This is a genomic window from Vibrio sagamiensis NBRC 104589, from assembly GCF_007990935.1.
Lineage (GTDB): Bacteria > Pseudomonadota > Gammaproteobacteria > Enterobacterales > Vibrionaceae > Vibrio > Vibrio sagamiensis.
The window spans coordinates 18,064-31,766 of the sequence record NZ_BJXJ01000015.1 but is presented as its reverse complement, the minus strand read 5'-3'; the positions used below and the strand labels follow the sequence as shown (position 1 = coordinate 31,766).

Annotated in this window: 12 protein-coding genes; 6 read left to right on the top strand and 6 right to left on the bottom strand. The window is 38.2% G+C overall.

The window, feature by feature from the left end; translation table 11 throughout:
- The first annotated feature begins 2 nt into the window (after positions 1-2).
- Both VSA01S_RS09100 and VSA01S_RS09095 read left to right on the top strand, forming a co-directional pair.
- Complete coding sequence (locus VSA01S_RS09100; RefSeq protein WP_039980238.1) at positions 3-1,910, top strand: hypothetical protein; 1,908 nt, start codon at positions 3-5, stop codon at positions 1,908-1,910.
- A gap of 45 nt (positions 1,911-1,955) precedes the next feature.
- Positions 1,956-2,366 carry a hypothetical protein gene (locus VSA01S_RS09095; RefSeq protein ID WP_050567288.1) on the top strand — a complete coding sequence of 137 codons (411 nt, stop codon included), beginning with the start codon at positions 1,956-1,958 and terminating at the stop codon, positions 2,364-2,366.
- An 89-nt stretch (positions 2,367-2,455) separates the two neighbouring features.
- Here the strand turns inward: VSA01S_RS09095 and VSA01S_RS09090 are convergent, their stop codons facing one another.
- The gene (locus tag VSA01S_RS09090) at positions 2,456-3,229 is read right to left on the bottom strand and encodes a hypothetical protein (RefSeq protein ID WP_039980236.1); all 774 of its coding nucleotides are present in this window, start codon (positions 3,227-3,229) and stop codon (positions 2,456-2,458) included.
- Positions 3,230-3,510: 281 nt separating this feature from the next.
- On the opposite strand from VSA01S_RS09090, the gene VSA01S_RS09085 reads away from it, so the two are divergent.
- From VSA01S_RS09085 to VSA01S_RS09070, 4 genes are all read left to right on the top strand, one after another.
- Positions 3,511-4,299, top strand: a complete 789-nt coding sequence (locus VSA01S_RS09085) for an aspartate/glutamate racemase family protein (RefSeq protein ID WP_039980235.1) — start codon at positions 3,511-3,513, stop codon at positions 4,297-4,299.
- 533 nt (positions 4,300-4,832) lie between these two features.
- The gene (locus VSA01S_RS09080; protein ID WP_050567287.1) at positions 4,833-5,069 is read left to right on the top strand and encodes a VPA0252 family protein; all 237 of its coding nucleotides are present in this window, start codon (positions 4,833-4,835) and stop codon (positions 5,067-5,069) included.
- A 419-nt stretch (positions 5,070-5,488) separates the two neighbouring features.
- Positions 5,489-6,775: a sphingomyelin phosphodiesterase gene (locus VSA01S_RS09075; protein WP_039980234.1), complete on the top strand. Its 1,287-nt coding sequence runs from the start codon at positions 5,489-5,491 to the stop codon at positions 6,773-6,775.
- A gap of 388 nt (positions 6,776-7,163) precedes the next feature.
- Positions 7,164-7,706 (top strand): hypothetical protein, encoded by a 543-nt coding sequence (locus tag VSA01S_RS09070; protein ID WP_039980233.1) that lies wholly within the window; start codon positions 7,164-7,166, stop codon positions 7,704-7,706.
- Positions 7,707-7,804: 98 nt separating this feature from the next.
- Here VSA01S_RS09070 and VSA01S_RS09065 read toward each other — a convergent pair whose 3' ends face one another.
- From VSA01S_RS09065 to VSA01S_RS09045, 5 genes are read right to left on the bottom strand one after another with little or no spacing between them, the layout of a single operon-like run.
- Positions 7,805-9,946, bottom strand: a complete 2,142-nt coding sequence (locus tag VSA01S_RS09065; RefSeq protein WP_039980232.1) for a TonB-dependent receptor — start codon at positions 9,944-9,946, stop codon at positions 7,805-7,807.
- A 48-nt stretch (positions 9,947-9,994) separates the two neighbouring features.
- On the bottom strand, positions 9,995-10,759 hold the full coding sequence (fecE, locus tag VSA01S_RS09060) for a Fe(3+) dicitrate ABC transporter ATP-binding protein FecE (protein ID WP_039980231.1): 765 nt from the start codon (positions 10,757-10,759) through the stop codon (positions 9,995-9,997).
- Positions 10,759-11,730 (bottom strand): FecCD family ABC transporter permease, encoded by a 972-nt coding sequence (locus tag VSA01S_RS09055; RefSeq protein WP_039980230.1) that lies wholly within the window; start codon positions 11,728-11,730, stop codon positions 10,759-10,761. Before VSA01S_RS09055 ends, fecE begins: the two co-directional genes overlap by 1 nt.
- Positions 11,727-12,743, bottom strand: a complete 1,017-nt coding sequence (locus tag VSA01S_RS09050; protein WP_039980229.1) for a FecCD family ABC transporter permease — start codon at positions 12,741-12,743, stop codon at positions 11,727-11,729. Before VSA01S_RS09050 ends, VSA01S_RS09055 begins: the two co-directional genes overlap by 4 nt.
- On the bottom strand, positions 12,744-13,640 hold the full coding sequence (locus VSA01S_RS09045; protein WP_039980228.1) for a Fe(3+) dicitrate ABC transporter substrate-binding protein: 897 nt from the start codon (positions 13,638-13,640) through the stop codon (positions 12,744-12,746).
- Between the last annotated feature and the right edge of the window lie 63 nt (positions 13,641-13,703).

The window sequence follows — 13,703 nt, the reverse complement described above, 5'->3', positions numbered from 1 at the left end:
ATATGAAATCTTTTCCATTAATGTTATTAGCACTTATGTCATTTTCAATTCAAGCGAACATGTTGAATGAAAATCTACGTCAATTTTTCTTTCAAAGCCCTTTTTCAGAATACTACGGTCAACTTACAAGCGAGGAGTCAGATGCCTTGCTAATCAAACAACTGGAAGTTGCTGAAGAATGCCTTGATGATCATGGTTTCTGTGAACATGCACTCTATTCCATGCGAATGACCGCTGAGCTGGAGCATAGAGAGCATCAAACCCTGCAAACACAAATTACCTTGGAATATTTAGACTTTGCTTATCAGCAGCTCACTTCATCTGGAGAGAATTTTACAGCTTTAACAATACCTCTCGCGTTCGTTGACTCACGATTAGCATTACTGCGTCAAGCTCAGTATAAAAACACGTTACAAGTCAATGGACAATTTACTCCGATTGACTTTGCAGGCATCGATCGAATCTTGCTACAAAAAATTGAAGACAATCAAGATTTAAGTCACTTAGATAATGAGTATGGTGAAAGTTTAGAATTTAATAACCCTCTTTCATATGCTTATAAAGAGTTGTTATTACGTGTATTAAAGTCGAACATTGAACACGAGCTTAGTGAAGGGACTTCGACGATGCTGGAGTTATTTCAGCAATTATTTAAAGATATTGTTAATACTCAACCAGATAGGTCTGTGTGTGATAATTGTACAGCAAGATTTATTGTTGAGCACTACAATGACGAAAATGATGAAAAGTGGTACAGCGAGGTGAATGCTATTGACTATACCGCATATGGTATCGATAGTATTCTCGAATTCTCACATCACCGATTAATCTTCCCTGCTAGATACAACAGCAAGGCTATTAGTTTCTTGCTGAAGTTCAGAGTTTTTTACCATGATAATGAGGATATCTTTGACGTTGACATGAATGCTCTGGGCGACTTAGAGCCTTCTGATAGAAATGTACTTTTACAAGAATTAGGTGCTCGAGTTTATCACAAGGCGATCACGCCTAATTTGCGACGGTTATTTAACACCACTGTCAAAGTTCTCACTACTGTCAATCAGATCGATCAACTGAGTGATTCTGTTGTTGCAATGCGTGGTATTGTTTCTGATAAATTTAAGGTTGCAAACTATTCCAAGACATTTGCTTTAAAGACGGCACTTACCAGTGTGTTATCTAAGATACCAAAGGTGTTGTTGGGTGAAATACAAAGGCATGGCTGTAATGCAGATGTTTGGGCACCACCTCAACCATTTTACATATTGTTAGAAGATCTTTGTGTTTTTACACCTGTATTTTCTCGTAAATCATTTCCTATCACCGTTTCGACAACTTATGGTGAGCAAGATAAATATCCTTATGAGGTGGCTATCTTTCATAAGCCAACAAATCAAACGTTATTTAAAAAAAGGGTGAGTAAAGGAGAGCAAATTAGCCTTAAGCAAAGCTCAATAATGTCTTTTGATTTGAAAGAAATGCTACTGTATATCACGAATACTAATCCTAACTCATATGGTGATATTGCTATCATTGAGCTTTCAGAAGAGATGTTTGATGTACAGTATGGTGGTGTGATTAAAAAAAATCAGTTTCATTATGTTCGTAAATTAGATGAGCGTAAGTTTAATGTACACAGAGGAGAGAAATTTGGCTGCCCACTTCTTAATATGACAGAGCAAGAGCAGAAAGACTGCTTACTAGATCGCCTCGATCTCTATCGTAAATTACCCGATTATTTTTATCAGAATATGGAACAAGTGGCTGCAGTTGCACCAATGTATCCGACCTCTTTGATGGCAATATTGCGTCAACAGGAAGAGGAAAAGCAACGTATAAGAGCTCAAGCGTTGGAGAACGCGATGGCAGGCATAGGCTGGGGACCAGGAACTGGTAGTTATGGTCTTTGAATGTTGAGTTTCACTATTAATAAATTTTAAAAGGGTCATTAGAAAATGAGAATAGTAAGTATAAATAAAGGCTTTCTCCTTATTTTATTGTATCTTTCACTTTGTGGAGTGGTTCATTCTGAAACAACAAATGTGGTTTGTGCCTCTATCGATGGTGTTGAATGGGAATGGTTATATGATGAAGATGGCCGTTATACTCAAATAGAGGGCGTATGGGGTATTCAGCCAGTTAGAGCCCGAACCTATATAAAATATTTTAATGTAGCAAAAGAAAAGTACAATGAAATTCAGCAACGATGTCAATTACAAGCAAAGTTTGCTCACCCTGCGGATAGCATATTTTCTAGCTGGAGCTTATTTAAGATCATAACAGAAGAAGGGTTATATATGTTAACTGAAGGCTATGTAAATACGCTCATGCCTTACGGAGGAATTACTGACAGTGGTATCCACTAATTTCTAGAGAAATCTTTAGTTGATTGATGAAAATAGTTGTGTAAGCCCTAGTCTTAATCGAAACATTAGGGCTTATCATCAGCTAAATACTAAAAATCACGATCTCGGCGAGGATGACCAAGTAATGGTAAGTAATGATTTGTTTTTTGAATTAACTCAGCTTCAGTTAACGAGTGCCCTAAAGTAGAGTACGCCTCGTTAACCACCGCTCTTATAATTAATCTCAAAGGGGTAAAGGGTGTGGGAATACCATCAGGAAGGCTCGTATAAGTGGTATTAAATGCGCTTTTATTTAAAATAAGCTGTGATCTTTCATTAGAAGATTCGGTTAATAAACCTTCATTAAGTGAAGTGACATTAATCGTAAACATGTCTCCGACGGTGTTTATCCACTCTTTAATTACTATATCATCTAGACCAACAGTTGATTTATATAAATAAAAATAATTATAAGCTTTTCTGCACGAATCAATACATTGAAAACCAGTTAAAGGCTTTGAAAAAGTAAAATGGTCTGAGTTTTGACTTGTGATTTTTAAAACAATATTTTGTTTTAATTCTTTAGACCAAGCTTTCAATTGTGAGTTAGGTAAACATAATTCTTTCATTTTATTGTAATCAAATTTCGATATTTCAGCGACATAGAATCCGCCAACCGGTTTATTATCTATAAAAATGAAATTATAAAAATTTACTAAAAGGTCAATGCGGTCTTGAATTTGAGTTGTTTTTTCTGACGTTTTTGAAGGATCAATACAAAATGGAACAATTGTGTTCATTACAGGTTGGTGATTCTCTGAAGATGGATAAGAGGAGGTGGTAAAAGATAGCGATAAAAATAGCAGATAAATATAATATCTCATGAGTCACTCTTTGCTTTAGATAATACATGCAAATGATATGATATTGGTTTTATATTGTCCATTGATTATATAGGGTTTTTCATGATGGCTTTATATTTTTAATTCAAACATATCGATTTATTTAACCTCTGAGAAGAAGATTTAACGTAGCTTCCTTATTGAACGAGCAAAAATGCAAATGTCCTTATTTTGATATATAAGGTCTTTATGTTTAAATTGATCGCAAGGAAAATGGTGTAATTTGTATACGTCACTTACGAAACCTTTAAGGGGTATTGATTATGAAAAAAGTAAAAATCCGAGTAATTACGGCATTTCCAGTAGATAGTAAAGCACCAACAAGAGTCTTAGCTGATCTGAAAAGATATGAGTCGGACAGTATCGAAATCTCACTTTCATCAAATAAAGCAGGAGCTGCGTATTTCAATAGTGATACCGAGCAATTTCTAAGTATGGGAGCGCTTGTTTTTGAAGCTATCGCTGCTGAAAAAGAAGGTTGTGATGCAATTGTCATTGAATCAGGCGCTGATACAGGTTTAGAAGCCTGTCGTGAAGTGGTAAGTATCCCAGTTGTCGGTTTAGCAGATATTGCATTCCGCACCGCGAGTATGTTGGGTAGAAAATTTGGTTTGATGGCCCTTCAAGATTGGCACGGATATGCTATTGAAAGAATGATAAAAAAATACCAGCTGACCGACCAATATTGTGGTCACTTCTCTACAGTAGGTAGTACTCCATTCTGGGTTGGCGAAGAGAAGAAAGATGATCATCGCCTGGCAACAGCAATGGAAGGCATTCGTTCACTCATTGATAAACATAATGCGGATACCATTGTAATGGGCGGAAGCTACTTCTGTGATATGAATGACGATATCAAAGCTAAACTTCTAGAGGAAGGTTATGGGGACATTGTTTTAATTAACCAGCTACCTCTTGCAATTAACTTTGCAGAAACACTTGTAAAGTCGAAGCTTTGCCATAGTAAAAAAATCTATGCAATCCCAAGAACATCGACAGCTGTGTACGGTTATGAAGATATAACGATTACACCATCATTGGAAAATATGTAGTTTGATCGAAGAGTCCTCATTACATAAATTCATGTAGTGTGAAGCTTATGTTCAATGAATGGACTTATTGTAAAAAGGATTATGTTTCTGAGGTACCTGTTTGATTGGGGTACCTCATTTAACTTTTTGTTAAAAATTGAAGTTTAATCTTATTGCCTTTTCTCCCCACTGCTTTATTCTCTTCGCATATACTTAGTGACAAGAATTTAAATTTACCTTTGAATACCAATATGACATTCTTATATGGTTCATCAAACTTACCTTTGTGCTTTGGTCTTCTTTTAGCTTCGATAGCGCCTTTAATATGACTGTTCAGTTGTCTTTTTTTTAATATTATATGTCTTTATGTTAATAATATTGCAGGTAAAAAGTCGATAAAATACTTTCTCATAAGATAACGACTTAAAGAGTCTAATTCGACGAGTGTATTTTATTTGACTCTTTGGGGAAAGATCTCGAGATTAAGGGCTATTTTAACACTCAGGCCCTTTTAAAGATAATGCAAACTACCTAAAGGTAGATAGGAAATAATAATGAAAAATATTTTTAAAGCTCTTATCCTCGCTAGCGTTGTAACGTCAGTATACGCAGAAAATGGTTCTTTTAATGGTACGGTTGATATGAATATGCCTTGCCAAAAAAATATGAATGTAGAACGAATTCCTGCTGAGCCTCTTCTTAAAGGTCGAGACGAATTAGCAGTTGGTGGCTTTAAAGTTACAACAGACTCTTCAAGTTCAGTTATTGAGTTAAGAGGACGTCGCGACTAATCGTGACTTTATTTATAATAATTTAACTCTAGCGATATAAGTTACCTTAAGCATGCTCCCGGAACTCATTTCGAAAGCAGGGTATATATCCAAGGCGACCATTTGGTCGCCTTTCTTATTTATGTACTGCGAAAATGAGAAGTTATTTTCAAAAAGGATACTTAATTTCCCTCATTCCCAGACTGCCATTTTGTAATCAAAATTACATTTCCCGTTGATTTAAATATAAAATATTTCCATTGTGTGTCTATAATTTATTTTTGTTTTAAGGTAGAATCTTACTTCTTAAATGTTCAAAGAAATTAAAGCCTTCTTATGATAGTTATTTTTAATCTATTTCCACACTTTCTAAAATATTGTGTTAATTATAATTATTTATATTATCGCAATTAAGTTTTGTATAATTTATGAGACTATTAATGTTTATTTTGTTATTTAGTTTTTATGCGAAATCCGAAACAAGTGTATATATACTAAACAACACAGATGATAAATTGCATATAACATTCGGTGGAAACTATGAACTTTGGAGTAACTTAGGTGATGAATATGTAGAGCCATATAAGTACACTCACGTAGGTGATTTAAATAGATATTCAAAGATTGGATCTGGAAAAACTTACTATAACTTTCTTTTCCTAGGTACTAGTAATTTATCTTTAGCGATAAAGTTACAAGGTGATTTTTGGGGAACTAACATGTCGTATACTTTACTAGATCCAAGGTCGGATACTATGATTGATTTCTATTCAGATAGAAATATTCACACTATGATACATGGGAAATATAAATATTATTATAAAGCGAGTTACACAGGAGTTTATGATAGTGTTACTATTGTTATAGAAAAAATCCCTGATAAGATCACTAATGATGAAAAAAAACTAAGTATATTAACTTATAATATTTGGATGCTCAGTCATGTAGGTAAATATATGTCAACAAGAGATAAGCTTATCGCTAGAACTATTAAAAATAATGAAGTTGTTTTTTTTCAGGAAATGTTCAGAAGTGACAATCAGGCAAATGTTATCAGAACGATGAGAAAATACTTTCCTTACGTGAGTCGAAAATTAGATGGCGGTGGATTTAACACTTATGATGGTGGAGTTATTACATTTAGTAAATATCCAATTATAAAACAACAACAGTATGTTTTTTCTAATTGTACTGGTACGGATTGCCTTTCTGATAAAGGTGCACTTTACACAAAGATAGTAAAAGGAAATATCCCTTTTCATTTGGTAAATTTACACTTAGGATCATGGAATGATGTAGTCAATAGAAATATTAGGTTAACTCAAGTAGAGGAGGTTGCAAGGTTTATTAAAAGTCTCAATATACCAACTAATGAACCTGTAATAATTGGTGGTGATTTTAATATTGGTAAAAATAAATATCCAGAAGATTTCATGAGAATGAAAGAAATCCTTAATGTTATAGAGCCTTCTCTTTATGGAAAATTAATCTATAGCTATGATCCATATATTAATGAAAATGTAACCTATACGGGAGAGTCTTCTAGAGAGCGTCTTGATTACTTATTATTAGTTGATAATAATAGTATTGTTGAAAGTTTTAGTAAGATAGAAATTCCTCGAAGTTTTGATAAGAATATGTGGGGCATATGGGATCTATCAGACCATTTTGCAGTCAGAGCTGAATTTACAGTAAGTAATAACTTCTTTGACTCATTACATCAATAGTACTTTGTTGAAAGTTCTTACTTAGAAGTAGTCTATTATAAATACTTCATTCTCAAACATGTTTATTGTGCTTTGGTGAGTATGGTTTACCGCGATAAGTTTTTCCAACATAGAGATACATTATGGCGTCGTGAACTTTTGATGAAGAACTCAATTAATATGAATATACTCACAATTCTCCTCTTCTTCATGATAAGTAATTTTTAATCATTTCTAACGATGATGCTTTCATTTCAACAAAGATTCATCCGTTTTTCTAAGATGTAGATAAATATTTATTGAATTCCATTTTTTGATCTAGGCTCGAAGGAAGCTTAAAAACTAGATATGTTTTTGGGTGGTTACGATTATTAGTAGAGTTTTATATCAAGTATAAGGAATCGCTTATATGCATACTGATAAGTATGGCTTCTTTCTTCTATCAATTATCTCCATAAGTTTTTCTTCATTTACCAGCGCTACAGATTGTCGTTCAACGCCTCCGGGTTTGTGTGTTGTGTATTTAAACTCTGATGATAGTTATATTAACGTTTGGTTCGATTCTGAGATTACCGTCAATACTTTAGTTATTGGTTATGATCTTAGTTCTTGGCGAAGTTGGTTTCTCATTAATAATCAAACAACTTCTTTCAGCTCGTTTCAAATTTCAAACTTGGCAGACTATGATAGCAGTCAAAATGAGAGTGTGTGGTTTACTGCATATCGAGCACTTGGTGCTCAATGTTGGAATAAAACTGAACTGCTTTATTTTTATGATCGCTGGGATGGAGATGATCGAATCGTATCGCTTGATGACTACGCCAGTCAATGGACTAACGAAATATCTGTTGAAGGTATGATCATAAGGGTACAAGAGAAGTATCCATTTACAGATACTAATGGATACCCGATCAACTTTTGTCATGGAGAGCTTTCGGTGGTTCAGGAATAACATTTAATGCTTTAAGAAAAGTTTCAAGCTATTGATATTTAAATGAAAGCCCTAGAAAATTTTGGCTAGGGCTTCGTTTGTTCTTGTCAATAGAGTCGTTAGAAAGTGAGCTCGTAGCTTAAACTGAACGTCCGACCACGGCCAGAGAAGTAGTAAGCACTGCTATTACGGATCTGGCTGAAGTAGTTGATGTATTGCTCATCCATTACGTTCTCAATACCAAAGGCGATACGACCTTTATCACGCATGTTGTAATGCGTGCTGAAATCAACTAACCCGTAGCCATCAAAGTTTTGCTCTGCGCCTACATTGTTTGCACTTTTTTTGCTGTCGAATAGATAGTTGTATTGAATTCGGCTCGATAGCACATCAGAGAAATTATGGTTAACAGCAAGCAGTAAGCGATCTGGCGATAGGTTTTTAAGATCCATATCAGAGTCAACACGGCCATTGCCTGTAGTATCGACTTCACCTTCAACGTGCGCGTACATAGCACTCAGCTTAGTTGAGTCGAGCACTTGGTAGGTTGAGGTTAGTTCGTAACCCATGATGTCGGTGCGTTGGCGTTCTACATCGTAGGTACCATTGTTGTTTAGTGCTAGGTTAGCTCCATCTTTTGCAACGGACATGTAGGTGCTTGCACTAACAAACAACTTGTCGCCGCGATAGGTAAGGCCTAGCTCATAGTTGTCTGTCACAACCGGTTCTACAGCTGGCATTGTATTGAAATCAATTGGCGTACCGTTTTGGCCAGGGTTCGCATCACCAACCCAATTACCACGTAGGATACGACCAATGTCAGGTAGGCCAAACCCTTGGTTGAAGCTAGCAAACGTGCTGAATTCATCCGTAAAAGTATAAACGGCGCCTACGTTGAATACCGCTTTTGAAGAATCCTGTGTGCCACCAATGATCTCCGAGTTGTGTCCATCGACACCGTAGCCATAGATAGTTTGACCATCGCTTACTTTTACACGGATGCTTTCAAAGCGAACGCCGGTCGATAGGCGGAGCGCATCCGTTACTAGGAAGTCACCTTGAACAAACGGCGCTAGGCTGTAATATTCCATAAGAGGCGTCACGTTCAAACCTGACTGGTCGAGCGTTTGCTCCGTTTGATCATGAAGGCCATCTAAGCCAAATACCCAAGTATCATCAAGGTCGAGTAAATCATAGGTTTCGTAGCCGACTTTGAAGCCAGTCTTTTGAGAAGAGATAGCGCCTTGGTCGTTAACTTTGATTTCGGTTGGGTACCACGTTGCTTCACCAAATACTGCATCGTAGTTTTGGTAGAACATCTGAGCGGTAAGCATACCATTGCCCAGATCGTAGTTCGTGTATTGTAGGTTAAATAACTGAGCTTCATTGCTCACTGGTTCACCTGAAGGCGAGCCCGGCTTAACAGTCCCAGGAATACCATTCTCGAAATCACCTTTGACGCCTTTATAGTTGCCATTGGCTTCGATCGTGTAGGTGTTAGCTGTCAATTCGATACGCTGATTACCGTCATCAAAGTTGTAGCCACCTTTAAAGAAAATATCTGTCGCTGTGCTGTCTTGCGTTTCACCCTGTATGTCGTTCATGCCAATAGGGTTACCATTACCATCGTAGTAAAGGCCTTGTTGATCCCAAGAGCCACCAAAGAACAGGTCAAACTCGTCATCGTGCTTACTGACGTTGTAGAAAACTTTTCCGCCAGTCCCATCATTATTGAAGCTGGAAGTCATGCGAGTTCCTACGGTTTGCTTCCAATCATCACCTGGCTTCGCACCTTTGGTTATGTAGTTAATGATGCCACCTGTCGCGCCCATGCCTTGAACTGCACTGGCACCATTAACGACTTCAATACGTTCTACCATTGATGGATCGATGGTATATCCATATCGGTTGCCGTTTCGAAGAGGATTTACTTGAGGCACGCCATCAATCATGATCAGCGCTTGGCGGCCACGTAAGTTTTCGCCTTGGGTAGACATTTTTTGGCGACTGGGTGTAATTCCAGGAACTAAAGTGGCAATAATGCTGGTGAGATCTTCAGAGATGATAGATTGCTCTTCAATATCTTCAGAATCAATGATGCTTACAGCACCAGCAATTTTATCTGGCGTTTGTGTATAGCGGGTTGCAGTTACCACTACGGTTTCCATTTCTTCTACGCTTGCATATTGCGTATCAGCTTCAGCGTAGGCACTCGTAATTGAGAGTGCTAATACTGAGAGAGTGAAAGGAAGTTGACTCATTTTTATATCCTGTCTTGAGTATCTAAATTAAGGCTATGTCGATTATTTTTATAGGTTTATACACATAGGTTTGTTTGAAACGGGGTCATTCATGATCATTGCATCAAGATCGAAAACATCCTTGAGCAACGATTGAGTGAATATCTCTTTAGGGGTACCTTGATGGGTAACTTGCCCCTTCTTCAGTACCACCAAGTGATCGCAGTAACGGCAGGCTTGGTTCAAATCATGAAGTACGACAATCACGGTTTTTCCTGCCGCATTTAGCTTTTGAATCAACTTCATCAGCTCTACTTGGTGAGATAAATCGAGGTAAGTGGTCGGTTCATCAAGCATGACAATCGGTGTGTCTTGTGCCAAAACCATCGCTATCCAAACACGTTGGCGCTGGCCGCCGGATAGGGCATCTACCTTCTTGTCGAGCAATTCCTCTATCTGTGTTTCAGCAATGGCTTGGTCCACTTTTTCGTGGTCGTCTTGAGTCAAACGCCCCCAGTAAGATAAATAGGGTGAGCGACCGTACTCTACGAGCCTTCTAGCCGTAATATCTTCTGGTGTCGTCAATACTTGAGGTAGTAATGAGATGTATCGAGAAAGTTCCTTATCAGCGTAATCTTTAATCGACTTATCGTAGACAGTGAGAGAGCCATCAAATTGTTTGTTGACGCGACACAAGGTTTTAAGCAACGTCGACTTACCGCTTCCGTTAGGGCCAATTAAAGCCGTGATCTTCCCTTCTGGAATATCGAGGTCGAGGTTATGAATAATGTTTTCTTTGCCATAAGAAACAGACAGCTGATGTGTTTTAATCATTATTTCCAACCTTTATAACGTTGAAGTAAAAAGATGAAGTAAGGTGCGCCAATGAGCGAAGTCAATACTCCAGCTGGAAGCTCAAGCGGTGGAGCAATACCACGAGCTGCCGCATCTGCGATCACCACAAGTAGGGCTCCAATAACACCAGACATAGGGAGTAAATATTTATGATTGTGCCCAAACAATAGACGAGCTAAATGGGGAGATAGCAAGCCTACGAAGCTGATCGTCCCACATACTGCAACGCTAATACTGGCAAGGAGAACAGAAAGAACCAATGCGATTAAACGTGTGCGCTCTGGTTGAGCACCTATCGTGGTTGCTGCTTCTTCTCCAAGCCCCATTAAGTCGAGTCTCCAAGCCAGTCGTAACGCAAGAGGGAGTAAGATGGCTAGTGAAACCCAAATCAATGGCACCTGTGACCAGTTTCGTCCCCATAGACTCCCCGTTAACCAAACCATTGCTGTATTGATTTCAACAGGGTTAATAATAAGTAGGAAATCAATACCACTAGAAATAAAGGTGCTGAAGGCGATACCAATTAGTGCAAGTCTTGCTGGCGTTGGATTGTATTTATGGCTGATTCCTATAATACCCAGAGCAGCGACTATCCCACCCAAAATGGCGATAGATGCGAGTAAAGGTAGTGAGGCATCTGGTACATAAACGAGCAGTAAAGTTGCGGCAAATCCTGTTCCAGCACTGATACCCATTAGGTCGGGGGAGGCGAGAGGGTTTCTAAGAACACCTTGAATTAATGCACCAGAAACTCCTAAACCAGCGCCAACCCCGATTGCAAGAACAAAGCGAGGGAGTCGATATTGGGTAATAATAAAATTGAATTCGCCGCCATGCAGAAGTGTATTCACAACATTGCCCAAGCTGAGCGATACTCCTCCAATAAACAGACTGCCTATTGAACAAATCAGTAGAAAAATTGACAGTACTATTGCCTTACTTTTATTCATGATATTTTGCTCCTAACCGTGAGAGCAATAAAGAATGGTGAACCAATTAATGCAGTGATGACACCAATGGGTGTTTCTGCTGGGAATACCACCATACGTGAAATAACGTCAGACCATAACAACAGGCTTGCTCCAAGCGCTGCAGTGATGGGCAGTAAAACAAAGTGGTTTGTCCCGACGAGCTTACGAGCAATATGAGGAACAAGTAGGCCAACAAAAGTAATGGGGCCAACAATAGCAACGCTTGATGTGGTTAATAACAAGATGGCAATACAGGCTGTCACTCGGGTTCGGGTAAGGTTTACCCCAAGCCCTATTGCCATGTCATCACCGAGGTTTAGTAAATTTAGGCTGTGAGCAAGCGACAAAGCCATTGCTACACCAACTACACTAATAGGCCATAATTGTGCCCAGTCTTCCCAAGAGACGTTCGCGATTGATCCCGCTAACCAGGTCAATACGCTGTAAGCCATATCATCCATTAATATTAACGCACTTCGTGTGATACCAATCAACAGCGCATTAACTGCAATTCCAGCTAATATCAACTTGATTGGGTGTGATTTACTAGTAAAGAAGCCACCTAATGAAAGCACTAATAGACCACTTACAAGCCCACCAAGTAGAGCATTCACCGAAAGTGGTAATTGAGGCAGTAATACTAAGTTCATTGAAGACAAAGCAATAAAACAAGATGCTCCCGCATTGATCCCTAAAATACTTGGTGATGCTAATGGATTAGCTGTCAGCCCTTGCATAAGGAGCCCTGCAATAGCGAGGTTGATACCAATTACAATAGATATCATTAAGCGTGGTGCTCTTAATGAGGAAAAAATCTGATGTTTGATGTTGGTTTCATCAAAGCTAAACCAGTAACCCCATAGATCGTCAAATCTGAGATCGAAAGAGGAATAGCTGATCATTGATGTAACCATTCCTAAACCAAGAGCAAAAAGAACAATAGAACAACCAAGCCAGATTTTACTGCTTTGTTTTATATTGATAAAAGACATTTATTTACTCAATAATTCAGAAAGATTTTGTGCGATTTGCTCTGCGGCGTGCATGCCTCGATTAAGAGACCATACTTGCGGTGAAACATAAATAATATGTTGCTGCTTTTGGGCATTAAGGAGATTGAAAAGAGGGCTATATTTCCATTTATCTATAATAGTTACTTTGCTGTATGAGCCAATTAGAAGCCAATCTGGGTTGGTTTTGAGTAACTGTTCTAAGCTAACTTCAATATATGCACGCTTAATTTCATTTGGGATAGGGCTTTTGATGCCTAAGTGACTTAATACACTTCCAGCATAAGATTCTGGGCCATGTAGCCACATGCCTTTTTCTGTCGTAACCGCGAACTGCATAGTATGAGAACTGGCGAATTTAGCTTTGTATTTAGCCATCATTGCTCTGTGCTGCTCAATGCGAGCTTTCATCTCTCGTTCTTTGTTGAGAACAATACCAATTTTCATCGCAGCAGCGAGGTTCTCTTGGTAGTTTTCACCTCGGCTTTTTAATATCAGTGTCGGTGCAATCTTAGAAAGGTCATCATAGGCAGGAGAGTGTCGCTGTACGTCTGCAATAATGAGATCAGGCTTCAATTGAGAGATAATTTCTAGGTTTGGTTGTGGACGCATACCTACAGAAACCCATGGTTCTATTTGAGCTCGAATCGATTCAAGAATTCTATTTACATCTTTATCATCTGCAACCCCAACAGGAGATACCCCAACAGAAGCTAGAGCATCTATGAATGAATACTCTAACGCAATGACACGTTGAGGTGTCCCTGTAATTGTAAAAGCCCCTCTCTCATCAGTAACTGTACGTTGATTATCCGCTAGAGAACTAAGTGAAATAAGGGTGCAAATCACGAATGTGATTACTCTATGAATAAGGGCCATTTAACTATTCCGTTGTGGATTTCTAATATTTAAGGAATGATCTCCATACAGTATGGAGTTACG